We start from the raw sequence: 26,939 nt of genomic DNA on the forward strand, positions 1-26,939 counted from the left end.
TATGAGATTATGAGTACCGCTAAACTGGTTAAAACGAAAGCGTCTAATCTGCTTTATACCCGCAACGATGTATCGGATAGCGATAAGAAAGCAACAATCGAGTTGCTGAATCGCCAGGTGATCCAGTTCATTGACCTGTCGCTGATTACTAAACAGGCCCACTGGAATATGCGCGGCGCCAACTTTATTGCCGTACATGAGATGCTGGATGGCTTCCGTACTTCACTGACTGCACATATGGATACCATGGCTGAGCGTGCCGTTCAGCTGGGTGGCGTGGCGCTGGGCACCACGCAGGTTATCAACAATAAAACTCCGTTGAAAAGCTACCCGCTGGATATTCACAGCGTACAGGATCACCTGAAAGAGCTGGCAGACCGTTATGCCGTAGTCGCTAACGACGTGCGTAAAGCCATTGGCGAAGCCAAAGATGAAGATACCGCTGATATCTTTACCGCAGCGTCCCGCGACCTGGATCAGTATCTGTGGTTCATCGAAGCTAACATCGAGTAATACCTTGTTTTTCAGCCTTTGACCCTCGCTTCGGCGGGGGTTTTGCACATCTATGGTGCAACAAATCGTCTATATGCCAGGCAAAAGTGACAGATTTGTAATAATCACCTCACACAATCGTTAACGCGAGATTGTTTTTTCATCAATATATGCGCTTAATAGCAGGGCTATAGCGATCAAAAATCACCTGCACCAAAACAGTGCTCCATTGTGGTGCAAAGAAAGCGAATTGCACCATAGAATGCGCAAGACTCTGGTGTAGCTCCTTTGTGAAACAACCACTTGCAAAGTTGGCACGATTTTTTCATATAGCCGTTCGTTCTCGCAGGGGATCGCCCCGTGGATATAAAAGGAAATGCTATGAAGTCTGTATTAAAAGTCTCACTGGCTGCACTGACCCTGGCTTTCGCGGTTTCTTCTCAGGCTGCTGATAAAAAACTGATCGTTGCCACCGATACCGCATTTGTTCCGTTCGAATTCAAGCAAGGCGACCAGTACGTTGGTTTTGACGTAGATCTGTGGGCAGCTATCGCTAAAGAGCTGAAACTGGACTACACCCTGAAGCCAATGGATTTCAGCGGCATCGTTCCGGCACTGCAGACCAAAAACGTGGACTTGGCACTGGCCGGTATCACCATTACTGATGCGCGTAAAAAAGCGATCGACTTCTCTGACGGCTACTACAAAAGCGGCCTGCTGGTGATGGTCAAAGCTGATAACAACGATGTGAAAAGCGCTAAAGATCTCGACGGTAAAGTGGTTGCGGTGAAGAGTGGTACCGGTTCTGTTGACTACGCAAAAGCAAACATCAAAACCAAAGACCTGCGTCAGTTCCCGAACATCGATAACGCCTATATGGAATTGGGCACCAACCGCGCTGACGCGGTGCTGCACGATACCCCGAACATCCTTTACTTCATCAAAACTGCAGGCAACGGCAAGTTTAAGGCGGTAGGTGAGTCTCTGGAAGCGCAGGAATACGGTATCGCCTTCCCGAAAGGCAGCGACGATCTGCGTACTAAAGTGAACGGCGCGCTGAAAACCCTGCGTGAGAACGGCACTTATAACGAAATTTATAAAAAATGGTTCGGTACTGAACCAAAATAATAACGCGTTTGCTCTTCTGTGGGGGCGAACTTCGCCCCCTGTTGTCTTCACCACGGTAAAAACAGGAACTAATCATGGAGTTTGACTGGAGCGCCATCTGGCCCGCCATTCCTCTGTTGCTTGAAGGCGCCAAAATGACCCTGTGGATTTCGGTCCTCGGTCTCATTGGCGGGTTGATTATCGGCCTCGTCGCCGGTTTCGCCCGCACCTACGGCGGCTGGATTGCCAACCACATCGCACTGGTTTTCATTGAAATCATTCGTGGCACACCTATCGTTGTACAGGTGATGTTCATCTACTTCGCCCTGCCTATGGCCTTTACTGACCTGCGTATCGATCCGTTCAGCGCGGCCGTGGTCACCATCATGATCAACTCCGGTGCCTACATTGCGGAGATCACCCGTGGGGCAGTGCTGTCGATTCATAAAGGCTTTAGCGAAGCGGGCCTCGCCCTGGGTCTCTCTCGCCGCGAGACCATTCGCCACGTTATTCTGCCGCTGGCGCTGCGCCGTATGCTGCCGCCGCTGGGTAACCAGTGGATCATCAGCATTAAAGATACCTCGCTGTTCATTGTGATCGGCGTGGCCGAACTGACGCGTCAGGGCCAGGAGATCATCGCCGGTAACTTCCGTGCGCTCGAGATCTGGACCGCCGTTGCCGTGGTTTATCTGATTATTACGCTGGCACTGAGCTTTGTTTTACGTCGTCTGGAAAGAAGGATGAAAATCCTGTGATTGAATTCAAAAACGTCTCCAAGCACTTTGGTCAGACCCAGGTGCTGCATAATATCGACCTGAAGATCGAAACGGGCGAAGTGGTCGTGATCATCGGCCCATCGGGTTCCGGTAAATCCACGCTGCTGCGCTGCATTAACAAACTGGAAGAGATCACCAGCGGCGACCTGATTGTCGATGGTCTGAAGGTTAATGACCCGAAAGTCGATGAACGCCTTATCCGCCAGGAAGCGGGGATGGTGTTTCAGCAGTTCTACCTTTTCCCGCATCTGACCGCGCTGGAAAACGTAATGTTTGGCCCGCTGCGCGTGCGCGGTGCCAATAAAGCGGAAGCTGAGAAGCTGGCAAAAGAGCTGCTGGCGAAAGTGGGCCTGGCCGAACGTGGTCACCACTATCCTTCTGAACTTTCCGGTGGTCAGCAGCAGCGTGTGGCGATTGCCCGCGCGCTGGCGGTGAAGCCGAAGATGATGCTGTTTGATGAGCCTACTTCTGCGCTTGACCCGGAACTGCGCCATGAAGTCCTGAAGGTGATGCAGGACCTGGCGGAAGAAGGGATGACGATGGTGATTGTGACCCACGAAATCGGCTTTGCCGAGAAAGTCGCTTCACGTCTGATCTTTATCGATAAAGGGCGTATTGCTGAAGATGGCAACCCGCAGACCTTGATCGAGAATCCGCCAAGCCAGCGTCTGCAGGAGTTCCTGCAGCACGTCTCCTGACGGTGCTTTGTTAATACGCTAAGCCGGGTTCGCCCGGCTTTTTTACGCCGGAATGTTCTCAAAACCATTTCTCCCTCCCCCGCCATCTATACTTATCTTTTTGCTGAATATTGTCATCGGAGGACGCCGTGCCGTGGATCCTGTTGCTGCTTGTTAGCCTGCTGTGTGCCCCTGCGCAGGCGATTACTATTCCGGGCGTCACCACGGGGACGACCCCGGCAGCAGAGGGGGCAGCCCCGGCAGAGCCCGACGTTGAACAGAAGAAAGCGGCTTACTCCGCTCTGGCGGATGTCCTTGAAAATGACGCGTCACGTCAGGAGTTGATTGGGCAGTTGCGTACTGCGGCCGCCACGCCGCCGCAGGAGACGGCGCCCAAAATCACGCCGCCGGCCATCGAAGAAGAGAAAACGGTACTGGAGAATGTCACGGATGTTGGGCGTCACTATGGCGAAGCGCTGGCAACCCGCTTTGCGCAGCTCTACCGCAACCTGATTGGCTCCCCACACAAAGCGTTTAATCCGGATACCTTTCTCAATGCCGCCAGCCATTTCCTGATCCTCGCCGGGCTGGTCTTTGCGTTCTACTGGCTGGTGCGCCTTTGCGCCTGGCCGCTGTACCGTAAAATGGGCGCGTGGGGACGAAAGAAAAACCGCGAGAAGAGTAGCTGGCTACACCTGCCGCTGATGATTACCACCGCCTTTATTATCGACTTGCTGCTGCTGGTACTCACCCTTTTCGTCGGCCAGTTGCTGAGTGATAACCTGCATGCCGGTAACAAAACCATCGCCTTCCAGCAGGGGTTGTTCCTTAACGCTTTCGCGCTGATCGAATTCTTTAAAGCTATTCTACGGCTAATATTTTGCCCTCACGTTCCGGAGCTACGTCCGTTCAACATCGACGATCGGACCGCAAAATACTGGTCGCTGCGCCTGAGTACCCTGAGCGGACTCATTGGTTATGGCCTGCTGGTGGCGGTGCCCATTATCTCCAACCAGGTCAATGTGCAGATCGGTGCGCTGGCTAACGTGCTGATTATGCTCTGCATCACCGTCTGGGCGCTCTATCTTATCTTTCATAATAAGCGGGCCATTACCGAGGGACTGCTGCACCTGGCCGACCGCTCCTTATCCTTCTTTAGTCTATTTATTCGCGCGTTTGCGCTGGTGTGGCACTGGCTGGCCTGCGCCTACTTTATTGTGCTCTGCTTCTTCTCGCTGTTCGATCCCGGCAACAGCCTGAAGTTTATGATGGGTGCCACCTTCCAGAGCCTGGCGATTATCGGGATTGCGGCCTTTATCTCTGGCCTGCTTTCACGCTGGCTGGCCAAAACCATCACCCTGTCGCCGCAGGTGCAGCGCAACTACCCTGAATTGCAAAAACGGCTTAACGGCTGGATTTCCGCCTCACTGAAGGTGGCCAGGATCCTCTGCGTGGCGGTGGCGATTATGCTGCTACTCAATGCCTGGAGCTTGTTTGATTTCTGGAACTGGCTACACAACGGCGCGGGGGAGAAAGCGGTGGATATCGTGATCCGCATTGCGCTGATCCTCTTCTTCTCTGCCGTCGGCTGGACGCTGCTCGCCAGCCTGATTGAAAACCGGCTGGTGTCAGATATTCATGGCCGTCCGCTGCCCAGCGCCCGCGCCCGCACGTTGCTGACGCTGTTCCGCAACGCGCTGGCGGTGATCATCAGCACTATCACTATCATGATTGTGCTCTCAGAGATCGGCGTGAATATCGCTCCTCTGCTGGCCGGTGCCGGGGCGCTGGGGCTGGCGATTTCGTTCGGCTCCCAGACGCTGGTCAAAGACATTATCACCGGGATCTTCATCCAGTTTGAAAACGGGATGAACACCGGCGATCTGGTGACGATTGGGCCGTTAACCGGCACGGTAGAGCGGATGTCGATTCGCTCCGTGGGGGTTCGGCAAGATACCGGGGCGTATCACATTATCCCCTGGTCTTCGATTACCACCTTCGCCAACTTTGTTCGCGGTATCGGCTCGGTGGTCGCCAATTACGATGTGGATCGCCATGAAGATGCGGAGAAGGCCAAAGGGGCGTTAAAGGCGGCGGTAGACGAGCTGATGGAGCAGGAGGATATTCGGGGCCTGATTATCGGCGAGCCGTCGTTCGCCGGGATTGTAGGGCTGACGAATACCGCCTTTACGCTGCGCGTCTCCTTCACTACCCAGCCGCTGAAGCAGTGGACGGTGCGTTTCGCTCTCGACAGCATGGTGAAGAAGCACTTCGATCTGGCCGACGTCAGGATGCCGGTTCAAACCTATCAGGTGCTGCCGTCGCCGGCCTCCCCTGCTCCCCCCACACTGCCGCCACAGGCGCCGACGCTTTAACGGCTACGTTTGTTATCGTCGAGGAAGGACCAGGCGATGAAGCGGCTCTGCTTCTGACCCTGGGCCATCTCTTTTTTCACCACTTTTACCGCACCGACCGCCGTCAGCGCACGGTAGAGCGGCGGCAGATTTTCACCGCGCGACACCAGGGTGGTAAACCACTTAACCTGTCTTGCGTACTGCGCACTCTCGGCGATCATCTTACTGATAAACGCGACCTCGCCCCCTTCACACCAGAGCTCCTGCTGCTGGCCGCCAAAGTTCAGCGCCCCATCCGCCGCCTGGCCGAGATTACGACGCTTGCGCTCGCTGCCCGCGCGTGCCGCTTCGGCGGAGTCATGGAACGGGGGATTGCAGAGGGTGGCATCGTAGTGCTCATTCTTATGAATGATGCCCGCGAAGATCGCCGTGGCCTCTTTTTGGCGACGCAGACGGATGGCGCGGCTCAGGCCCGGATTGTGGTTTATGATCGCCGTGGCGCTGGCAAAGGCTTGCGGGTCAATCTCGCTGCCGGTGAAACGCCAGCCGTATTCATGGACGCCAATCAGCGGGTAGATAAGGTTCGAGCCGGTACCGACATCCAGCACCGTGGCCTCTGCAGGTACCACGCCGCCGCGATCCGCCGCCAGCAGATCTGCCAGATGGTGAATATAGTCCGCGCGCCCAGGTACGGGTGGGCAAAGATAGCCTTCCGGAATATCCCACTGCGCGACGCCGTAAAAATGGGCCAGCAGCGCTTTATTTAACGTCTTTACCGCCTGCGGATCGGCGAAGTTCACCGTTGGCTCGCCCGCAGGTGACGAGATAATAAAATCGCGCAGCGCCGGACAGCTCTGGCAAAGGGCATTCATGTCGTAACGGCTGTGATGGCGGTTGCGTGGGTGCAACCCCGGCTTCTGGGATGTCATGGCGTTCTCCTTTAAAACAGCGGCGTAAGATACTCTTTGCTGGCACAAGGGTAAATCATTCTCTACGCATGAGAACAAAGCGTCAAAAATCAAATGCCTGGATGTCTATGATTTGTCATTGAATTGTCAAAAAATATCGTTCAAAAAATAAGCATATCTCCATCAATTTTTTGCGCTGAATCACACGCATTGCCGTCCTACACTTACCTTGACTCATCTGAAGTGATAAGAGGTGTGACCATGAAAAAATATCTCGTAATGCTCGCCGCCGGTACGCTGGCGGGCGCATCATTCGCCGCCCTGGCGGCAGAACCGCTTATGCGTGGCGATGCGAATAATCAGCTCCGTCCCGCCGGCACTGTCTCCGTTTCCGGGGCCAGCAATCTCGATGACCTGCAGAGTAAACTGGCGGAAAAAGCCCGTGAACAGGGTGCGACAGGATTCACCGTGGAATCGGCCAGCGGTGATAATAAAATGTTCGGGACTGCCACTATTTACAAGTAAGTTTCCGGCCATTGAGGCTGCATCTTTAGGTGTAATGCTGATCGGTTAAGCGTGGTGTAATCGTGCTCGATTGATCGGCATGACATCTTAGGGCGCAGTATTTTTATTCTCGCTCTGCCAGAGGTTTCTCCGTCTGGCGATATAAAGCCTGAATACGGCAAACTTGCGATGGGCTATAGCCGGTCGCCTGCGCAGTCTCCTGGATACTCATCTTTTTCACCTGCCGACAGTACAACACCTTTTTATGCCGCTCGCGATCTGGCGGCTTCCCGTTGAATTTACCCAGACGTTGCGCCCGGGCAATACCCTCCTGTTGCCGAACGCGCTGATGCTGCAGTGCCTGTTGGGCAAGAGCGGCCAGGGTGTCCAGTAAGGTGTGATTAATCGCCACCGCTACCGCCGGATCTGAAGGGCCGCTCATCATCTGCCACGTCGCCGGGAGATCCAGGCTCAGGATCCGTAGCCCGTGCTGCGTCACCTGGTTGGTCAAACGGGTCCAGTCGTGGCTCGTCAGGCGGATTAAGCGATCAATACGATCGATAAGCAGGATGTCCTCCGGCAAGCTTTCTGCCAGCAGACGCGCAAACTCGGGGCGGTCAGACGTGAGGGAAGCGAAATCTTCCCGATAATAGCTGGCAATACGATGACCCCGGGTCTGGACAAAGCCGTCCAGCACCTCTTTCACCCGATCGGCCCAGGGATCCTCTGCAGACGCTTGTAAATAAGCTCTGATGAACATATCGCCCCCGCTATCGCATTAACGTTATCGCACACCTGATCTCGCATTCGGGTTATCGCATTGCCCTTATTTGCCCCTGTTGCTCATCGCATTAGACCAGACTCAAAAGCGAGAGGCACTGCGCCAGAGGCAGCCTAAGCTGGCTTGCTGTCCTGAATTATAATTTATCGCCGAAAAGAGGTACGGAAAGTTCAGAGACAAGATGCCACCCCTGCGCATAAGGGTGCTGGCAGCGATGCAGTAATGTGAAGATTTTTAGTAGCTAATGTAAATTTATGTATTTCATTTTTTTCAGGAGAGTGATAAAAAGTCACGCCAAATGATAATGTTTATCACAATTATTATCATTTGTAGGTTCATTACTGTATTCGCGTGGCATAGACGTAATGAAATGTGATTCTAAAAATTATAAGTCGCTAAACAATATGGAAAACAATCGCAATACTCCGTTCAGCAGCTTCTCTTCGCTGACGTTCTTCACGGGCCTGTGTATCGGCCTGACGCCTGTCGCTACCGCTATTGCTGCGGATCAAACCGATAAAAAATCTGACGATACGCTGGTGGTTGAAGCTCAACCGCCCTCTCTGTATGCCCCCACCCACTCCGCCGATCCGAAGTTTGCGCGCCCCATCGCCGACACCACTCGCACCATGACGGTAGTCTCTGAGCAGGTATTAAAGGATCAGGGGGTGACCAACCTGACCGATGCGCTGAAAAACGTGCCGGGCGTCGGCGCCTTTTTTGCGGGTGAGAATGGTAACTCGACTACCGGCGATGCGGTCTATATGCGCGGTGTGGACACCTCAAACAGTATTTATGTAGATGGCATTCGGGATATCAGCAGCGTATCGCGAGACACTTTCAATACGGAGCAGGTCGAGGTGATCAAGGGCCCGTCCGGCAGCGATTATGGCCGCAGCGCGCCAAGCGGCTCGATTAATATGATCAGCAAGCAGCCGCGTCTGGACTCGGGCATCGACGCCTCAGCCAGTCTCGGCAGCGCCTATATGCGCCGGGGCACGCTGGATATCAACCAGACAATGGGCGAGACCTCTGCGTTTCGCCTCAATTTGATGGGTGAAAAGACCCACGACGCGGGCCGCGATAACGTTAAAAATGAACGCTACGGTGTGGCACCGTCGCTGGCATGGGGGCTGGGTACGGAAAACCGTCTCTATCTGAACTACCTCCACGTCACGCAGCACAACACTCCGGACGGGGGCATTCCGACCGTGGGTCTGCCGGGCTACTCGGCCCCCAATGCCGCAACTTCGGCGCTGAATGGCGCTGGCAAAGTGGATACCCATAACTTCTACGGTACGGATTCCGATTACGACGACTCCACCACCGATACCGCCACCCTGCGCTTTGAACACGACATCAACGACGTCACGACCCTGCGTAACACCACCCGCTGGTCGCGCGTGAAGCAGGATTATCTGATGACGGCGGTGATGGGCGGCGCCAATAACATTACCCGGCCGGATCCTAACAATGTGGATAGCTGGACCTGGTCACGCCTGGCCAACACCAAAGATGTCAGCAATAAGATCCTGACTAACCAGACCAACCTGACCACCAAATTCTTTACCGGATCGGTGGGCCATGACATCAGCACAGGGGTCGAGTTCACACGCGAAACCCAGACCAACTACGGGGTAAATGCCATTTCCCCGCCGGCGGTCAATCTCTATCACCCGGACAGCAGCGTGCATATTGGCGGCCTCAACCGCAATGGGGCGAATGCCAACGGCCAGACCGATACCTTCGGCATTTACGCTTTTGATACCCTGCAAGTTACCCGTGATTTTGAGCTGAACGGCGGTATTCGTCTCGACAGCTACCGTACCGAATATGACAGCGCCAGCAGCTGCGGCGGTACCGGGCGCGGTGCGGTCGCCTGCCCGACGGGCGTAGCAAAAGGGTCGCCGGTCACCACCGTCGATACGGCGAAATCCGGTAACCTGGTGAACTGGAAAGCGGGTGCGCTCTACCATCTGACTGACAATGGCAATATTTACCTCAACTATGCCATCTCCCAGCAACCACCGGGGGGCAGCAATTTCGCGCTGGCCCAGGGGGGCACCGGTAGCAGCGCTAACCGTACCGACTTTAAACCGCAGAAAGCGAAAACCAGCGAGATTGGCACCAAGTGGGAGCTGCTGGATAAACGCTTGCTGCTCTCGGCGGCGGTGTTCCGTACCGATATTGAAAACGAAGTGGAGCAAAACGAAGACGGCACTTACTCTCAGTACGGCAAAAAACGCGTAGAGGGTTACGAGCTGTCGGCGGTGGGGAATATTACGCCGCAGTGGCAAATTATCGGCGGCTATACCCAGCAGCACGCCTCGGTGCGCAGCGGTAAAGATGTCGCGCAGGATGGCAGCTCCTCCCTGCCATACACTCCGGAGCACGCCTTCACCTTATGGAGCCAGTACCAGGCCACCGATGCGCTCTCTGTTGGCGCAGGCGCGCGTTACATCGGCAGTATGCATCGCGGCACCGATGGCGCCGTGGGCACACCATCCTTCAGCGAAGGTTACTGGGTCGCCGACGCGAAGCTGGGCTATCGCATCAACCGCAATCTGGATCTGCAGTTGAACGTCTATAACCTGTTTGATGAAGAGTATGTCTCTTCGATTAACAAGAGCGGATATCGCTACCATCCGGGCGAACCACGTACCTGGATGTTAACCGCCAACATGCACTTCTGATGTCGTGTGGGGCTACGGCCCCACCTTTTTCCCCACAGCCTCTTCCCGGAGAAGTTCTTATGATGTATCACATTCCTGGCGTACTCACGGCTGATGAAGTCGCCCAGCTTCGCGCGCAGCTGGCGCTCGCCCCCTGGATCGATGGCCGTGCGACGGTGGGCAACCAGGGCGCGCAGGTCAAAAATAATCAGCAGGTCGATACCCAGAGCGAGTTGTACCAGAAGCTCCAGTCCGCCGTGCTACAGGCCGTCAATCAGCACTCACTCTTCTTTGCCGCCGCCCTACCCCGCCAAATCTCAAGCCCGCTGTTTAACCGCTATCAGCTGCAGGAGACCTATGGCTTTCACGTGGATGGTGCCGTGCGTAGCCATCCGCAAAGCGGCTGGATGCGAACCGATCTCTCCGCCACCCTCTTTCTCTGTGAACCCGAGAGTTACGATGGCGGCGAGCTGGTGGTCAACGACACCTTCGGGCAGCACAGCGTGAAGCTACCGGCCGGCGATCTGATTCTTTATCCCGCCAGCAGCCTGCACTGTGTCACCCCGGTGACGCGCGGCGTGCGGGTAGCCTCGTTTATGTGGATCCAGTCGATGATCCGCGACGATAAAAAACGGGCGATGCTCTTCGAGCTGGACCGCAATATCCAGACGCTGCGCACCCGTCACGGTGAAAGTGAGGAAGTGTTGTCGTTACTCAACCTCTATCACAACCTGCTGCGAGAGTGGTCTGAAATCTGATGGCGCGCCTTGACTGCCTCTTTTTTAACCCCATATTTGAAGAAGGGTTAACAGAGGCAGGAGTAATGCGATGGCTTCCGGTTGGGCAAATGATGACGCGGTCAATCAACAGATCAACAGTACGATTGAAGATGCCGTTGCGCGGGCGCGCGGCGAGATCCCGCAGGGTGAAAGTCTGGCATTCTGTGAAGAGTGCGGCGACCCGATTCCTGAAGCGCGGCGCAAGGCAGTGCCAGGGGTACGGTTGTGCATCACCTGTCAGCAGGATAAAGATTCACAAAGTAACGGATATGCAGGATATAATCGCAGAGGATCTAAGGATAGCCAGTTACGCTGACTTTTCTTTACCCTTCTTCGCAACGCAAGCGGTTTCGTTTACGTGCACGAAATTTCAGCATGCGTTTCGCAAAATGTGCCCTTACCGTTTCGTCTGTAAAGCGCTGCGCGAAGATACGTAAAGACGCGTCCTGAATTTATTAATATTCAATAACTTATTTGTCATTCAATTTTTTCGAACAACGACGTCAATTCTCTTCGATTTTATCTTTCGCAAAAAAGCGTGATACTCATCACATCGACGGAACATCGTCCCCTTTACAGAATAACCTGCGAGAGATTAACCATGAAAACCATTAAATATGCTGTTGCTGCTGTTGCCCTGTCTGCGCTTTCCTTTGGTGCCTTTGCGGCACAATCTGTTTCGCCTTCTCAGGCAAGCGGCATGAATAAAATCGGTGTGGTAAGCGCAGAAGGTGCAACCACGCTGGACGGTCTTGAAGCGCAGCTGGCTCAGAAAGCCGCAGCGGCAGGTGCAAGCGGTTATACCATCACGTCTGCGAACACCAACAACAAACTTAGCGGTACCGCGGTTATCTATAAATAATCGCCTGTTTTACTGAATCACTGCTCCAACCCTCATTGACCCTGTTGTTATTACCCTTGTTTTGGCCCGTCCTGGATTGGACGGGCTTTTTTTTTGCCTAAAATGACTGTGCGACGCGAGCCAGACCCGCTTCTACCGTCTCGACCTGCCCGGTTGCCAACAGACAGCAGGCTAGCTGTAACTTAATGGAGTGCGGCACCGGCACCTGCCCAGAAAGGCACTGGATGATCCAGTGGGCGGTCACCTGTGGATCTTTACCCTCCGGTAAGACCACCTCGCTTTGCTCCTCGCCTCTTTCCCATACCACGCGCGTACCAGCCGGCTCAATCAGGGTGATTTGCGGACAGCGCTGCGGATTGGCATACACTTCCCCTTCCGTGCCGTGCATTAATAGCGCTCGTCCGCCAATGTCAGCGAAAAAGCTCGCCACCCGGGTGACATACTCCGGATGAGACACGCTGGAAAGACGCAGCGCCTTGTCCTCTTCAAAAGGGGTCGCCAGTTTCGCCAGGGTATGTGCGCTATTGCGAACCCCCATCCGCCAGCGCAGGGCGAGCTGCTTGTCCAGCGACGGGCAAAGCGCATGGACGGGAATATAAACCGGCTGGTTTCCTTCAAGTTTGGCCTGAGCTTGCCCGGCCGTCAGGGTGGGTTGAATGCCCAGGAGTGCCAGAATGGTTTCGGTCAGCACGCGGGTAGGATCTTCACTGACGCCGTGCACCACCACCGGGAAGCCGAGTTTATTAAGCAGGATGGCCAGAAGCGGCGTGAGGTTGGCCTGTTTGCGCGCGCCGTTATAGCTTGGGATCACAATCGGCATCGGTTTCGCCACCGGCGGCGTCAGGCGCAGGGTGCGTGACTGCATCGCCTCATAAAACCCACGCATCTCTGCTTCGCCCTCACCCTTGATTCGCAGCGCGATCAGGATGCTGCCCATCTCAAGGTCAGGTATCTCGTCATTAAGCATGGCGCTATAGAGCGCACGTGCGGTCTCCTGATCCAGGTCGCGGGCGTGGTTCTTTCCACGACCTACCTCTTTGATAATTTTACGATAATCCACGGCATCTCTCCTTCCGGCATGATGTAAACACTATAGCCCTGATAAACAGCGCCCCGAAAGCTTTTTATCCGCCGCGTTGAATGCGCTGTTTTTTCAATAAAAAAATGAATGCAAGCGCTTAATGAAATATTAGTGGTTCGGGCAAAAGATTCTTACAGAAGGACAATCTGATTAAATAAGCAGCGAAAAGTTGTTGAGGTAACACAATCAGGATTACGTATGAACAAGGTTGCTTTAGGTTTTTTTATTGCTGCAACAATAGGATGTTCGGCATCCGCATTGGCGGCGACAGATGGCGAAGGACAAATTAACTTTACGGGCGAAATTATCGATTCCGCCTGTCAGGTCGTGAATGGAATAAGTAACCCGCTGAATGTCGAATTGGGCCAGGTCTCTAAAACGGTCTTTACCGGTGCAGGCTCCACCAGCACGCCGACACGATTTGATATTCAGCTAAAGAATTGCCCGGAATCCGTCACCTCCGCTGCCATTAATTTTGGCGGCACCCCGGACAGTGATAACAACAGTGCGCTGGCATTGACACCCGATGCAGACGCAGCGACCGGCGTGGCAATTCAATTGCTCGACTCTACCGATCAACCGGTCAGCTTATACACCCCTTCTCGTCAATATCCACTGACGGCGGGAAGTACGATAAACGATCTGGAATTTGCAGGACGTTATATCCAGACAGGGCCTACGGTAACAGCCGGCCCGGCTAATTCTGTTTCGACCTTTACCGTTATCTATAACTGATATGATCCCTCCAGAGATATCAGCCTGTGTCAGGGCTGATATCTCTTATTCACGTTGAGATATATTTATGCGTCACGGTTATTTACTGAGCTCTCTTTTACTGGTAGCCGCAACAGCGCATGCCGGCGTAATTATTAACGGCACGCGCCTGGTCTATCAGGGAGATAAAAAGGAGTCTTCTCTTGGTATTTCGAATCCAGACGATACGGATTATCTGGTGCAGTCCTGGGTCGATGCCGGCGGTAAAAACCTGGCCAAAGCCCCTTTCCTGATCACCCCTCCGCTGTTTCGTCTGAATGGCAATGAGGAGAATGTCTTGCGTGTGGTGCGCACGGGGGGAAATTTGCCCGAAGATCGTGAATCACTCTTCTGGCTAAATATTAAATCCATACCCTCTTCTAAAAAAATGGATGGGGTGAACACGCTGCAAATTGCTATCAACACCCGCATAAAGCTCATTTACCGCCCTGCCGCCGTGAAAGGCAAACCGGAAGCCGTTGCCGATCGGTTGTCCTGGCATCGGGAAGGAAATGACCTGGTGGTGAATAACCCCACGCCGTTTTACATGAATTTCCAGAGCGTGACGCTGAACGGTCACAACGTTAAAAAAGCGACCTGGGCCGTACCGAAAGGCGAAACCTATATCGCGCTGCCGGCCCATAGCAGCGGAAATACCCTGGCGTATTCGGTCATTACCGATTACGGCAGTATTAGCCAGACATGGACAAAAACAATTAACTAATTACTGCCTCTGGCGCAATACGTTATGTATAGTCATAAAAAACCGTTCTCCTGGAAAATACCTTCGTTGCCAGCCCTGCTTATGGGGCTGGTAATGTTCTGTATTGCGCAGCAAAGTTCGGCGGATGACTACTTTAACCCGGCGCTGCTGGATATTGATAATCCTCAGCAGGCGAAAACCGATCTATCAATATATGAAAAAGGGCCCGGCCAGGCCCCTGGAAAATATCTGGTCTCTATTTTCATTAATAACACTGAAATTGCTACCCGCGACGTCACCTTCACCTTACGCAAAGCGCAGGCAGGTAATAGCACGCTGCAACCCTGCTTCAGTCTGGACGAACTCAAAAAGCTGGGGATTAAGACCTCCCTCTTTCCGCAACTGACCGCAAAAGGCGGGTGTGCCGATTTAGGCGCTATTCCCGCCGCGACCGCCACCTTTCGTATCAGCCACCAGCAGCTGCTATTGAGCATTCCGCAATCTGCGCTGGGCCAGATACCGCGTGGCTATATCGACCCGAAGGAGTTTGATGAAGGCATCACCGCCGGTTTGCTGAACTACAGCGCAACGGCCAGCCAGAGTCAGGCGCGTATCCCAGGGACACCGGATAACAGCAGCCAGTACGTTAACCTTCGCCCCGGACTTAACCTTGGCGCGTGGCGTTTACGTAACTACTCGACCTGGAATCGCAGCACCACCGGTCACGAGGAGCAGCACCATTTCTCTTCGGTCTATACCTATGCCCAGCGCGATATCGTGGCGATGAAAAGCGACCTGACGCTGGGGCAGAGCAGTTCCCCGGCCGACGTTTTTGATAGCGTCTCTTATACCGGGATGCAGTTAAATTCCGACAGCGACATGCTGCCAGATAGCGAAAAAGGCTATGCCCCAATTATTCGCGGCACCGCCCACAGTAACGCGCAGGTCGTTGTGCGCCAGAACGGTTACGTTATTTATCAGAACACCGTCGCCCCGGGCGCCTTCGAGATAAATGATCTCTACCCCACCGGCAGCAGCGGCGACCTGCAAGTCACGGTGAAAGAGACGGACGGCAGCGAGCGCCACTTAGTTGTGCCCTACGCCTCAGTGCCGGTTTTGCAGCGTGAAAAACATCTGCGCTACAGCGTCACCGCCGGGCGTTACCGCTCGTATGACAGCAACGTGGAAAAGACGCCGTTCGCCCAGGGCAGCGCCATCTATGGTTTATCGCACGGAATGACCCTCTACGGCGGCGTGCAGCAGAGTAGCCATTACCAGGCCCAGGCGCTGGGCACCGGTAAAAACGTTGGCGATCTGGGTGCGTTCTCCATCGACGTGACGCGGGCGAAGGCGTTGCTCAAAAAACAAAAGCGCAGCCAGGGTCGATCGTGGCGCGTGCGGTATAGCAAAGATTTTGCCGGCACAGGCACCAACTTTTCGCTGGCTGGCTATCGCTACAACAGCAAGGGGTTCTATACGCTACAGGAGACGATGGAGTCCTGGACCCGTTCCGACGACTGGAGCGCGCCAGAACAGCGCAAGGATCGCGCTGAAGCGACCATCGACCAGGTGCTGCCGGAGGGCTGGGGCGCCTTCACGCTGAGTCTGGTGAAAGAGCGTTACTGGAGCCAGGACCAGGATATGACCTCCATGAGCCTCAGCTACAACAATAGCTGGGATGGGGTGACCTACAGCCTGAGCTACAGCCTGAATAAAAATACGCACGACAGCGATGAAAACGGGGATGCGGTCAGCAATGACAATCTTTTCGCCCTGAGCGTCTCTCTCCCGCTCGATCGCTGGATGCACAACACCTGGGCCAGCTATAACCTGAATAACAGTAAAGAAGGCACCACCCAGACCCTCGGCCTGAACGGCACAGCGCTGGCACAGAACAACCTTAACTGGAATGTTCAGGAAGGATTCAGCAATACCGGCGCTGGCAGTTCCACCAGCCTGAACGCCGATTACAAAGCCACCTATGGCGAAGTCAGTGGCGGCCTCAGTCAGGATAAGTACCAGCGCACCGCCAACCTTGGCCTGCAGGGGGGCGTCGTGGCCCATGCAAATGGCGTGACCCTGAGCCAGCCGCTGGGCGAAACCATCGCGCTGGTTAAAGCACCGGGCACCCACGGAACAGAAGTGACTAACCAGACCGGCGTCGAAACAGACTTCCGCGGCTATACCGTGGTGCCGTTTGTTACCGCCTATCGCCACAACACTATCGCACTGAATACGGAAACCCTGCCGGACGATGCCGACGTGACTCATGCGGCACAGGTGGTGACCCCGACGCGCGGCGCGATAGTACGCGCCACCTTTAGCACCCGCGTAGGTCGACGCGTATTAATGACGCTAACGCACAACGGCAAGCCGCTGCCCTTTGGCGCAACGGTGACAACAGAGGACAAGGATAACGAGTTTATCGTAGGCAATGATGGCCAAACCTGGCTTACCGGTTTACCTCAGCGCGGACATCTGACCGTCAGTTGGGGGCAGGATGCCCGCGACCACTGCGTAGCGGACTACGTGCTAACGGACGAGAAAGATAAAACACACATTATTAACGCTGCCGCGCAGTGTCAGTAAATTACCCTGAAGGTTTGATTATGCAGTTTGTTAAACAGTGCCTTTTGTTACTCGTTCTGGCCACCGGCGCACTCGTTATGCCGCATGCCAAAGCGGCCTGTCTCTCGTCGGATATGCCGAAGCAAATTAATATTTCGTCGATTTCCGTGCCCACGACGCTTCCCGTCGGATCGACGATCCCGGGGACTGACCAGTCCGTGCATATAGCCGGTCATTGTGACAACGGCCTTGAGGGGGGGATGGAGATTGTCGCCTGCTATTACGGTACCGGCAGTGAAATACCCGGCATGGCGGGAGTGTATGAATCTGGCGTGGAAGGCATTGGCGTCGCCCTGGTGAACGATAAAGGGCAGCGTATTACCGGCGCAGGCGGCGTCTATTGCGACTCGCGCAGTACGCCCATCAGCTATGTATCAACCGACGGGAACGCCAGCTTTGATTTTAACCTTTCGCTTCAGCTCATTAAAACGAGCATGAAGGTGGTGTCGGGTACGCTACAGCAAAGCCAGACCAAGTTCGGGCTTGGCGTTTACGGTCACGACGGGATCGGTAGCCCTAACTCCATTGCCTATGCCGGCAACGTCAATCTCAACATCGTCACCTGTTCCGTATCGCCAAAAAACCTGACCGTTAACCTGGGGGATTTCCCCATCAGCGACTTTACCGGGGTGGGTACCCTTTCTACCCCGGCGAAAACGTTTAATGCCACCGTTAACTGTACTTCAACGGTACAGCCAGAGATCAAAATTACCAGCGCCAACGGCTATGAACCGGGTCTCGACGGCGTACTCAAACTCACCCCGGAAAACGGGATGGCCACAGGGGTCGGCGTAAGAATGCTGTTTGACGATCATATCGCCACCTTCAATCAGTATGTCCCTACCCAGGGCGAGGCGACCGAGAATCAGACGCTGGATATTCCCTTCCAGGTTCGCTACATCCAGACCCGCGACGAGGTCACGCCCGGCCCGGCCAACACCGTTGCGACCATTACGCTCGCCTACCGGTGATAATGATGAAAACACGTATTTTTCTGCTGACAGCCGCGCTAATGGCGCAGAGTTATGCTGAGGAGATCCAGGTGCAGATGGTGGGGAATATCTATGCCAATACCTGCACCGTTGATAGCGCCAGCAAAGCGTTAACCGTTGATTTAGGCCAGGCGGCATCCAGTGATTTCAAAGATGTGGGGGATACCGGCGCGTGGAAGGATTTTACCCTGAAGGTGACCCATTGCCCTAAAACCCTTACGCTGGCGAACGCTTTTTTTTACGGGCAGGCGGACAGCCAACACCCCACCAAATTCGCCAATATGGGCAGCGCCAAAGGTCTGGCCCTGGAGCTTGCAGACCCGCAGGACAATATGTTCATTGCCCCGCAGGCAAGCTTTAACGTGCTGATCGACCAGACCGACCACTCCGCGACCTTTCCGCTCGCCGCCCGCTATTACACCACCTCGTTGCCCGTCACCGCCGGCACCTTCAGCAGCGTGGTGCAGGTGACATTCACTTACCAGTAGGACTGCGCCCCTTAGCACGGATGCTCCTTTTACGCCCGACGGTCAGTTTTGTCGGGCGTTTTTTTACCGGCGGCACGTCGGGCTGCTCAATAGGGAAAACAGGCAGCGCGTTCAGCAATCGCTGTCCGTAGTTTTTACTCAGCAGGCGTTTGTCATAGATAACCACTTCCCCCCAGCAGCCGTGGCTACGGATCAGACGCCCCACCTGCTGAATCAGATTAAACGACGCCGCAGGCAAGCTTTGGACTTCAAACGGGTAGCGGTTCAGGCTCTTGAGCCACTCCCCTTCGGTAATCACCACCGGGCTGTCGATCGGCGGGAACGCAATCTTATGAATATGCACCTGGGTGAGGTAATCCCCTTTCAGATCCAGCCCTTCGGCAAAGGACTGCAACCCCACCAGCACGCTCCGCTCGCCGTTTTCTATCCGCTTGCGGTGCAGTTCCACCAGCCGGTAGCGGGGCTGGTCGCCCTGTACCAGCAGCAGCAGGCGGAGATCGGGCACTTCTTCCAGAAAACGCTGCATGGCGCGGCCGCTGGCAAACAGCACCAGCATGCCGGGATATTTTTTGCTTTCGAGCTGCTCACGGAAGAAGGCGGCCATCTCGGCGATGTGCTGCTCTTCGTTATCGATCAGCGGTTCATACTGCATCCGCGGAATAACAATTTTACCCTGCTCGCAGTGGTTGAAGGGCGAATCGAGCGCCACGAAACGATCTCCCGCTTTCTCTCTCAGGCCGCTCATCTCCTGCAGACGCGAGAAGCTGTTTAGCGAGCGCAGGGTGGCCGAGGTGACCACCACGTGCGGTACGCTGCGCCAGAGCAGCTTTTCCAGCTGATCGCTAACGCGGATCCCCACGCAGTGGAAGAAGAGGTGAATCTGTCCGTCGCGAACGTCGCGGGTCGCCCATTTGGTCACCGGGGCGCCGGAGGCCTGAACCATAGAGGCCAGCCGCCACAGTTTGCTCTGCCCCTCGAACATCCCCAGCGCGCGGTTCATCTGTAATAACACCCGGTGCAGACGCACCACGTCGTGGCTGCCGGTCTTCTCGCTCAGATCGTTTAAAAACAGCTCTGCCAGCCCGCGCAGTTTTTCCAGCAACTTCGCCAGCTCCTGGCAAATCGCCATGATCTCCTGCGGCAGTTCCCCCATGGCGAAGCGGTGTTCGGCCTGTTGGGTTGCCGGAAGATAAAGATCGAGAATGTTATTCAGGGAAGCGATGTGGGTGTAGACCGTTTCGCAGTGCTCGCTGAGCCGCTCCGGCACGGCCAGCGGCGGGATCGTTTTTGGACGGAACTGCTCCATGCAGGTGGCAACCAGCTTGCAGAACAGATCCAGCTGCAAGCGAAACCACGGGGCGGTGATCTCGGCGCTCATCTCCAGCGCATCACGCGCCACGTCCGGCAGATGATGTCCTTCATCCAGCACCAGCAACAGGTTCTTCGGCTCCGGCAGAACGGCTTCGCTCTCCAGCGCCGCCATTACCAGCGCGTGGTTAGCCACAACGACCTCTGCTTCCTGAATTTCACGCCGGGCGACAAAGAACGGGCACTCGCGGTAGTAGTGGCAGTTGCGGTTCAGACAGCTGGCTTTGTCGGTGCTTAAACGCCGCCAGAGATCATCGCTGATAGCCTGATCGGTATGATCCCGCAGGCCATCCCACTTGTAGCTGTCGAGATCGCCTTTCAGTTTCGCACACTGCTCCTGCTCGGCCTTATTATTCGGGGTCAGTTCGTCATCCAGAAAGGCCAGCAGATCCTGCTGCGTGGCTTCGCTGCTGGCGAGGGCCGTCAGGTTACGCGGGCAGACATAGCGTCCACGCCCAAAGGCGGCAGTAAAACGCAGCTCAGGAATAATTTTGCGCAGCAGAGGCAGGTCTTTGCTGAAGATTTGATCCTGCAAGGCAACGTTGGCGGTACTGACTACCAGCGTTTTTTGCTCTTCACGGGCAATGGCAATACCCGGAATGAGATATGAGAGGGTTTTCCCGACGCCGGTTGGGGCTTCAATCGCCAGATGCCGGCCCTCGTCGCCCGCAAGCGTCTTCGCCACATCGGCAATCATTTGCCGCTGCGGTGCTCGGGGAATAAAGTCGGGTATCTGCTGTTGCAGCGCCTTATACCAGGCGGCAATTTGCGCTTTTAGCGCAGCGGTTAAAGCCATCGGGGAACCTGAAATACTGTATAAACAGCCACTATTGTGGCACGTTCACCTGCCAGCGGCAAAAAAAAAGCCCGGCTCTACGGCCGGGCTTCCAGATTACTGTCCTGCCGCCGGTTTACGCGGACGGCGACGGCGCTGCCCTTCTCCGGCGGGCTTGCCTTCGCCATCACGGCGCGGCGGTTTGCTGGCAGGCTTAGCGGCTGCCCCTTCAGTACGGCGCGGCTGCTGTTGACCACGGCCGCCTCCGCCTTGCCCGCGTCCACCGCCCTGACCGCGTCCGCCACCCTGGCGACCGTTCTGGATCGGTTCGGCTTTGATAGAGGGATCCACTTCATAACCTGGAGTCTGGATGCGCGGGATCTCTTTCTTCAGCAGGCGCTCAATATCGCGCAGCAGCTTATGTTCATCGACGCAGACCAGCGACAGCGCTTGACCCGTGGCGGCAGCACGGCCGGTACGGCCAATACGGTGAACGTAATCTTCTGGCACGTTCGGCAGCTCGTAGTTCACTACGTGCGGCAGCTCTTCGATATCCAGACCACGGGCGGCGATATCGGTGGCGACCAGCACGCGGATGTCACCCGATTTAAAGTCGGCCAGCGCGCGGGTACGTGCCCCCTGGCTCTTATTGCCGTGGATCGCCGCACTGCGAATGCCGTCTTTGTTCAGCTGTTCTGCCAGATGGTTGGCACCGTGCTTGGTGCGGGTAAAGACCAGCACCTGCTGCCAGTTGCCCTGACCGATCATCTGGGAGAGCAGCTCGCGTTTACGCTTCTTATCAACAAAGTGCACATACTGGGTCACTTGCTCAGACGCAGTGTTACGACGCGCCACTTCCACTTCCAGCGGGTTGTGAAGCAGTTTTTCTGCCAGCGATTTGATCTCATCCGAGAAGGTCGCAGAGAAGAGGAGGTTCTGACGACGCGCCGGCAGTTTAGCCAGTACGCGGCGGATGTCGTGGATAAAGCCCATATCCAGCATACGGTCGGCTTCGTCCAGCACCAGAATCTCTACGCTATCCAGCTTCAGCGCATTCTGGTGTTCCAGATCGAGCAGACGGCCCGGCGTTGCCACCAGCACATCCACGCCGCCGCGCAGTTTCATCATCTGCGGATTAATGCTCACGCCGCCGAAGACCACCAGCGAGCGAATATTCAGATAGCGGCTGTATTCACGGACGTTCTCGCCCACCTGAGCAGCAAGCTCACGGGTTGGGGTCAGAATCAGGGCACGAACCGGACGGCGGCCTTTCGCATGCGGCTGATTCTCGATCAGACGTTGCAGCAGCGGCAGCGTAAAGCCTGCGGTTTTACCGGTACCGGTCTGGGCGCTCGCCATCAGGTCACGGCCTTGCAGCACGGCGGGGATCGCCTTCTGCTGAATAGGGGTAGGTTCGCGATAGCCCTGCTCTGCGACAGCGCGCAGAATATCAGGATTCAGGCCAAGGGTATCAAAAGACATAACAACTCCGAACCGCCCCGACCGTCACAGGTGTAGTTTTCAGGGAGATAAGACGAATAGACAGGACAAAAACCACAATGTCACGAAGCTGCGGAGTGTAGCAGATTTTGTGACTTGGCGCATAAAATATCCCTGACGGCGGGCATGACAAAATAAATCTCCGGTCGGCTGGACAAGGCGAAAATTTAACCATAAAGTTAATCAATCGATTGATTAATTTTTTGGCGCGACGATGAATACAATCCCCACCACCAGTAAAGGCGAACAAGCCCGCAGCCAGCTGATTGCCGCTGCACTCTCCCAGTTTGGCGAGTATGGCCTGCATGCTACCACTCGCGATATCGCCGCACAGGCGGGGCAGAACATCGCCGCCATCACCTACTATTTTGGCTCAAAAGAGGATCTGTACCTCGCCTGCGCCCAGTGGATCGCCGATTTTATTGGCACCCAATTCCGCCCACATGTGGAGGCCGCAACAACCCTGCTTGCGCAACCCGTGCCGGATAAAAGCGCGGTGCGCGCCCTGCTCCTGCAAGCGGCCAGGAACATGATCCAGCTGCTGACCCACGACGACACGCTGAACCTCAGTAAATTTATTTCCCGCGAGCAGCTCTCCCCCACCACGGCGTATCAGCACGTGCATGACCAGGTTATCGCCCCGATGCACGGTCATTTGACCCGGCTGATTGCCGCCTATACCGGGCGCGCAGCGGAGGATACCCAAACCATTTTGCACACCCATGCGCTGCTGGGCGAGATCCTCGCCTTTCGCCTCGGGCGCGAGACCATCCTGCTGCGCGCGGGCTGGAGTCATTTTGATGAAGAGCGGGCAGAGCAAATTTTTCAGGTCGTGAGCTGCCATATCGATCTCGTTTTAGAGGGATTAACGCAAAGGAGTCCGGAGTGATGAAAAAACCCGTGGTTGTTATCCTGGCCGCGCTGGCGCTGGTTGCCATCGTGACGGGAGGCTGGCTCTGGTATCAGGGCCAGCAGGATAAAGGGCTGACCCTGTACGGTAATGTGGATATTCGTACCGTTAATATGAGTTTCCGCGTGGGGGGGCGGCTGGCGTCGTTAACGGTAGATGAAGGCGATGCCATCACCGCCGGGCAGACGCTGGGGCAACTGGATAAAGCGCCGTTTGAAAATGCGCTGCTGCAGGCCAAAGCGGGCGTCTCCGTTGCGCAGGCGCAATATGACCTGATGCAGGCGGGCTATCGCGAAGAAGAGGTGGCGCAGGCCGCCGCAGCGGTGAAACAGGCGCAGGCGGCTTATGACTATGCGCAGAAGTTCTATCAACGCCAGCAAGGGCTGTGGGGCAGCCGGACAATTTCCGCTAACGATCTGGAAAATGCCCGCTCCTCCCGCGACCAGGCCCAGGCCACGCTGAAATCGGCGCAGGATAAGTTAAGTCAATATCGCACCGGTAACCGCCCGCAGGATATCGCCCAGGCAAAAGCCAGCCTTGAACAGGCTCAGGCCCAGCTGGCGCAGGCCGAACTGGATCTGCGTGATACCACCCTTACCGCCCCCGCAAACGGCACGCTGATGACCCGCGCCGTCGAGCCGGGCAGCATGCTTAACGCCGGCAGCACGGTGTTGACCCTCTCCCTGACCCGTCCGGTATGGGTGCGTGCTTATATTGATGAACCCAACCTGGGTCAGATGCAGCCGGGGCGCGAGCTGCTGCTCTACACGGATGGCCGCCCGGATAAGCCTTATCACGGTAAAGTGGGCTTCGTCTCGCCCACCGCTGAATTTACGCCAAAAACCGTCGAAACGCCGGATCTGCGTACTGACCTGGTGTATCGCCTGCGCATTATCGTGACCGATGCCGACGACGCCCTGCGCCAGGGGATGCCGGTGACCGTTACGCTCAACGATGGGGATGGTCATGAATGATGCGGTTATTGAACTCACAGGACTGCTGAAGACGTTTCCCGGAATGGACCGCCCGGCCGTGGCGCCCCTGAACTGTACCCTGCAAAAGGGCTACGTGACCGGGCTTGTCGGCCCGGACGGTGCCGGAAAGACAACCCTGATGCGTATGCTCGCCGGGCTGCTCAAGCCCGACGACGGGCAGGCGCGGGTACTGGGGTTAGATCCCATCGAAGACGATCGCGCCCTGCACGCCTTACTGGGCTATATGCCGCAAAAATTCGGGCTGTATGAAGATCTGACCGTGATGGAAAACCTGACCCTCTATGCCGACCTGCGCAGCGTCACCGGCGAAACCCGGCAAAAAACCTTCCAGCGGCTGCTGGAGTTTACCGCGCTGGGGCCTTTTACCGGGCGGCTGGCGGGCAAGCTCTCCGGCGGGATGAAGCAGAAACTGGGGCTGGCCTGCACCCTGGTAGGCGAGCCGAAGGTTCTGCTACTGGATGAGCCTGGCGTGGGCGTCGATCCGATCTCCCGGCGTGAACTCTGGCAGATGGTGCATGAGCTGGCTGGCGACGGCATGCTGATCCTCTGGAGTACCTCCTATCTGGACGAGGCCGAACAGTGCCGGGATGTCCTGTTGATGAACGAAGGCAAGCTGCTCTACCAGGGCGATCCTACTGCCCTCACCGCCGGCATGAACGGTCGCAGCTTCCTGCTGCACAGCCCCGACGAAAACAACCGCCGTCTGTTGCAGCGGGTCCTGACGCTACCCCAGGTGAGCGACGGCATGATTCAGGGGAAATCGGTACGCTTGATCCTGAAAAAAGAGGCCAGCGCGGAGGATATTCGTCGCGCCCTGGGGATGCCGGACATTGAGATGAATGAGACCGCCCCCCGCTTTGAAGATGCGTTTATCGATCTGCTGGGTGGCGCGGGGACTGAGGAGTCCCCGCTTGGGGCCATTCTGCATACGGTTGAAGGCACGCCCGGCGAGACGGTGATTGAAGCCAAATCACTGACCAAAAAATTTGGCGATTTCGCCGCCACGGATGACGTTAACTTTGCCGTGAAGCGCGGAGAGATTTTTGGCCTGCTGGGGCCGAACGGCGCTGGGAAATCCACCACCTTCAAGATGATGTGTGGCCTGCTGGTGCCGACGTCCGGCAAGGCGCTGGTGCTGGATATGGATCTCAAGGTCAGCTCGGGCAAGGCCCGTCAGCATCTGGGCTATATGGCGCAGAAATTCTCGCTGTACGGCAACCTGACAGTAGAGCAGAACCTGCGTTTCTTCTCCGGGGTCTATGGCCTGCGGGGGCGGGCACAGAACGACAAGATTGCGCGCATGAGCGAAGCCTTCGGGCTGAAAAGCATCGCCAGCCACGCCACCGATGCGCTCCCCCTTGGCTTTAAGCAGCGTCTGGCACTGGCCTGCTCCCTGATGCACGAGCCTGACATTCTGTTTCTGGATGAGCCCACCTCCGGGGTGGATCCCCTCACCCGCCGTGAGTTTTGGCTGCATATCAATAGCATGGTGGAAAAAGGGGTGACGGTGATGGTGACCACCCACTTTATGGACGAAGCGGAGTATTGCGATCGCATTGGGCTGGTCTATCGCGGCAAGCTGATTGCCCACGGTACGCCGGACGATCTTAAAGCGCAGGCCGCCGATGAGGCGCTGCCTGACCCGACGATGGAGCAGGCTTTCATCACGCTGATTAACGACTGGGATAAGGAGCAAGGCCATGGCGCATAACGCCCTCTCCTGGCGCCGGGTGCGCGCACTCTGTATCAAAGAGACGCGGCAGATCGTGCGCGACCCCAGCAGCTGGCTGATTGCGGTGGTGATCCCACTGCTGCTGCTCTTTATCTTCGGCTATGGCATTAACCTCGACTCCAGCAAGCTGCGGGTGGGCATTTTACTGGAGCAGCAGAGCGAAGAGGCGCTCGACTTCACCCATACCATGACCGGCTCACCCTATATCGACGCCACCGTCAGCGATAACCGCCAGCAGTTGATCCAGATGATGCAGGCCGGGCGTATTCGCGGCCTGATTGTGATCCCGGTGGATTTCGCCGCCCGAATGGCCACGCCGGGCGACAGTGCGCCGATCCAGGTGATCACCGACGGCAGCGAGCCCAACACCGCCAACTTTGTGCAGGGGTATGCGGAGGGGATTTGGCAGCTCTGGCAGATGCAGCGTGCCGAAGACCGGGGCGAGACCTTTGAGCCGCTTATCGATGTGCAGACCCGCTACTGGTTTAACCCGGCCGCCATCAGCCAGCACTTTATCATTCCCGGCGCGGTGACCATCATCATGACGGTGATCGGCGCCATTCTCACGTCGCTGGTTATCGCCCGGGAGTGGGAGCGCGGCACCATGGAGGCGCTACTCTCTACGGAGGTCACGCGTACGGAGCTGCTGCTGTGCAAGCTTATCCCCTACTATTTCCTCGGCATGCTGGCGATGCTGCTCTGCATGCTGGTGTCGGTCTTTATTCTGGGGGTGCCTTATCGCGGCTCGCTGATTGTGCTCTTTTTTATCACCTCGCTTTTCTTGTTGAGCACGCTGGGAATGGGGCTTCTCATCTCCACCATCACCCGAAACCAGTTTAACGCTGCCCAGGTGGCGCTGAATGCCGCTTTTTTACCCTCGATTATGTTGTCCGGGTTTATTTTCCAGATCGACAGTATGCCGGCGGTGATCCGCGCCGTGACCTATATCATTCCGGCGCGCTATTTCGTGAGTACGCTACAGAGCCTGTTTCTGGCAGGTAACATTCCGGCGGTGCTGGTGGTCAATCTGCTGTTTTTGATCGCCTCGGCGGTGATGTTTATCGGCCTCACCTGGATGAAAACGAAACGGCGACTGGATTAA

24 protein-coding genes are annotated in these 26,939 nt (G+C 56.0%); 19 read left to right on the plus strand and 5 right to left on the minus strand.

Annotated elements, in window-relative coordinates; genetic code table 11:
* The first annotated feature begins 9 nt into the window (after positions 1-9).
* The 5 genes from dps (at position 10) to ybiO (ending at position 5,427) form a co-directional block, all read left to right on the plus strand.
* Entirely contained in the window at positions 10-513 is a 504-nt protein-coding gene (dps, locus tag B3B59_RS17920) for a DNA starvation/stationary phase protection protein Dps (RefSeq protein ID WP_040076453.1), read from the plus strand.
* A 360-nt stretch (positions 514-873) separates the two neighbouring features.
* Complete coding sequence (glnH, locus tag B3B59_RS17925; protein ID WP_040076454.1) at positions 874-1,620, plus strand: glutamine ABC transporter substrate-binding protein GlnH; 747 nt, start codon at positions 874-876, stop codon at positions 1,618-1,620.
* A 74-nt stretch (positions 1,621-1,694) separates the two neighbouring features.
* On the plus strand, positions 1,695-2,354 hold the full coding sequence (glnP, locus tag B3B59_RS17930) for a glutamine ABC transporter permease GlnP (RefSeq protein WP_040076455.1): 660 nt from the start codon (positions 1,695-1,697) through the stop codon (positions 2,352-2,354).
* Positions 2,351-3,073: a glutamine ABC transporter ATP-binding protein GlnQ gene (gene glnQ, locus B3B59_RS17935; RefSeq protein ID WP_040076456.1), complete on the plus strand. Its 723-nt coding sequence runs from the start codon at positions 2,351-2,353 to the stop codon at positions 3,071-3,073. The genes glnP and glnQ overlap by 4 nt, the downstream gene beginning before the upstream one ends.
* Before the next feature lie 128 nt (positions 3,074-3,201).
* Positions 3,202-5,427: a mechanosensitive channel protein gene (ybiO, locus tag B3B59_RS17940; RefSeq protein ID WP_046886923.1), complete on the plus strand. Its 2,226-nt coding sequence runs from the start codon at positions 3,202-3,204 to the stop codon at positions 5,425-5,427.
* Here the strand turns inward: ybiO and rlmF are convergent.
* Positions 5,424-6,335: a 23S rRNA (adenine(1618)-N(6))-methyltransferase RlmF gene (rlmF, locus tag B3B59_RS17945; protein ID WP_040076458.1), complete on the minus strand. Its 912-nt coding sequence runs from the start codon at positions 6,333-6,335 to the stop codon at positions 5,424-5,426. The genes ybiO and rlmF overlap by 4 nt on opposite strands.
* Positions 6,336-6,575: 240 nt before the next feature.
* On the opposite strand from rlmF, the gene mcbA reads away from it, so the two are divergent.
* Positions 6,576-6,839, plus strand: coding sequence for a DUF1471 family periplasmic protein McbA (mcbA, locus tag B3B59_RS17950; protein WP_046886924.1), 264 nt, complete (start codon positions 6,576-6,578; stop codon positions 6,837-6,839).
* A gap of 103 nt (positions 6,840-6,942) precedes the next feature.
* Here mcbA and B3B59_RS17955 read toward each other — a convergent pair whose 3' ends face one another.
* On the minus strand, positions 6,943-7,578 hold the full coding sequence (locus B3B59_RS17955) for a recombinase family protein (protein ID WP_286809654.1): 636 nt from the start codon (positions 7,576-7,578) through the stop codon (positions 6,943-6,945).
* Between the two features lie 425 nt (positions 7,579-8,003).
* On the opposite strand from B3B59_RS17955, the gene B3B59_RS17960 reads away from it, so the two are divergent.
* From B3B59_RS17960 to ybiJ, 4 genes are all read left to right on the plus strand, one after another.
* Entirely contained in the window at positions 8,004-10,292 is a 2,289-nt protein-coding gene (locus B3B59_RS17960) for a catecholate siderophore receptor Fiu (protein ID WP_286809655.1), read from the plus strand.
* Between the two features lie 59 nt (positions 10,293-10,351).
* Entirely contained in the window at positions 10,352-11,029 is a 678-nt protein-coding gene (gene ybiX, locus B3B59_RS17965) for a PKHD-type hydroxylase YbiX (protein ID WP_233801298.1), read from the plus strand.
* 70 nt (positions 11,030-11,099) lie between these two features.
* A complete protein-coding gene (locus B3B59_RS17970; protein WP_212477390.1) occupies positions 11,100-11,366 on the plus strand; it encodes a DksA/TraR family C4-type zinc finger protein in 267 nt (88 codons plus the stop codon).
* A gap of 285 nt (positions 11,367-11,651) precedes the next feature.
* Entirely contained in the window at positions 11,652-11,912 is a 261-nt protein-coding gene (gene ybiJ, locus B3B59_RS17975) for a DUF1471 family protein YbiJ (RefSeq protein WP_040076463.1), read from the plus strand.
* A gap of 97 nt (positions 11,913-12,009) precedes the next feature.
* On the opposite strand, the gene ybiB is transcribed toward ybiJ, so the two are convergent.
* Positions 12,010-12,972, minus strand: coding sequence for a DNA-binding protein YbiB (gene ybiB / locus B3B59_RS17980; RefSeq protein ID WP_286809656.1), 963 nt, complete (start codon positions 12,970-12,972; stop codon positions 12,010-12,012).
* Positions 12,973-13,191: 219 nt separating this feature from the next.
* Between ybiB and B3B59_RS17985 the strand changes: the two genes are divergently transcribed.
* From B3B59_RS17985 to B3B59_RS18005, 5 genes are all read left to right on the plus strand, one after another.
* Positions 13,192-13,728, plus strand: coding sequence for a fimbrial protein (locus B3B59_RS17985; protein ID WP_286809657.1), 537 nt, complete (start codon positions 13,192-13,194; stop codon positions 13,726-13,728).
* Between the two features lie 67 nt (positions 13,729-13,795).
* The gene (locus B3B59_RS17990) at positions 13,796-14,470 is read left to right on the plus strand and encodes a fimbrial biogenesis chaperone (RefSeq protein ID WP_286809659.1); all 675 of its coding nucleotides are present in this window, start codon (positions 13,796-13,798) and stop codon (positions 14,468-14,470) included.
* Positions 14,471-14,494: 24 nt separating this feature from the next.
* Positions 14,495-17,038, plus strand: a complete 2,544-nt coding sequence (locus tag B3B59_RS17995; RefSeq protein ID WP_286809660.1) for a fimbria/pilus outer membrane usher protein — start codon at positions 14,495-14,497, stop codon at positions 17,036-17,038.
* A gap of 20 nt (positions 17,039-17,058) precedes the next feature.
* A complete protein-coding gene (locus B3B59_RS18000) occupies positions 17,059-18,048 on the plus strand; it encodes a fimbrial protein (protein WP_286809661.1) in 990 nt (329 codons plus the stop codon).
* Between the two features lie 5 nt (positions 18,049-18,053).
* The gene (locus B3B59_RS18005; RefSeq protein ID WP_212477382.1) at positions 18,054-18,557 is read left to right on the plus strand and encodes a fimbrial protein; all 504 of its coding nucleotides are present in this window, start codon (positions 18,054-18,056) and stop codon (positions 18,555-18,557) included.
* Here the strand turns inward: B3B59_RS18005 and dinG are convergent.
* Positions 18,544-20,721, minus strand: a complete 2,178-nt coding sequence (dinG, locus tag B3B59_RS18010) for an ATP-dependent DNA helicase DinG (protein WP_233801290.1) — start codon at positions 20,719-20,721, stop codon at positions 18,544-18,546. The genes B3B59_RS18005 and dinG overlap by 14 nt on opposite strands.
* 96 nt (positions 20,722-20,817) lie before the next feature.
* A complete protein-coding gene (gene rhlE, locus B3B59_RS18015) occupies positions 20,818-22,182 on the minus strand; it encodes an ATP-dependent RNA helicase RhlE (protein ID WP_040076469.1) in 1,365 nt (454 codons plus the stop codon).
* A 232-nt stretch (positions 22,183-22,414) separates the two neighbouring features.
* On the opposite strand from rhlE, the gene cecR reads away from it, so the two are divergent.
* The 4 genes from cecR to B3B59_RS18035 are packed head-to-tail and all read left to right on the plus strand — an operon-like array spanning position 22,415 to position 26,939.
* Positions 22,415-23,089, plus strand: a complete 675-nt coding sequence (cecR, locus tag B3B59_RS18020) for a transcriptional regulator CecR (RefSeq protein ID WP_286809662.1) — start codon at positions 22,415-22,417, stop codon at positions 23,087-23,089.
* Positions 23,089-24,084 carry a secretion protein HlyD gene (gene hlyD / locus B3B59_RS18025; protein ID WP_040076471.1) on the plus strand — a complete coding sequence of 332 codons (996 nt, stop codon included), beginning with the start codon at positions 23,089-23,091 and terminating at the stop codon, positions 24,082-24,084. Before cecR ends, hlyD begins: the two co-directional genes overlap by 1 nt.
* Positions 24,077-25,816: an ATP-binding cassette domain-containing protein gene (locus B3B59_RS18030; protein WP_286809663.1), complete on the plus strand. Its 1,740-nt coding sequence runs from the start codon at positions 24,077-24,079 to the stop codon at positions 25,814-25,816. Before hlyD ends, B3B59_RS18030 begins: the two co-directional genes overlap by 8 nt.
* Positions 25,806-26,939, plus strand: coding sequence for an ABC transporter permease (locus tag B3B59_RS18035; RefSeq protein WP_040076473.1), 1,134 nt, complete (start codon positions 25,806-25,808; stop codon positions 26,937-26,939). Before B3B59_RS18030 ends, B3B59_RS18035 begins: the two co-directional genes overlap by 11 nt.

Origin of the sequence: Leclercia sp. UBA2479, from assembly GCF_002341985.1 — a bacterium.
Taxonomy (GTDB): Bacteria; Pseudomonadota; Gammaproteobacteria; order Enterobacterales; family Enterobacteriaceae; genus Enterobacter; species Enterobacter pneumoniae.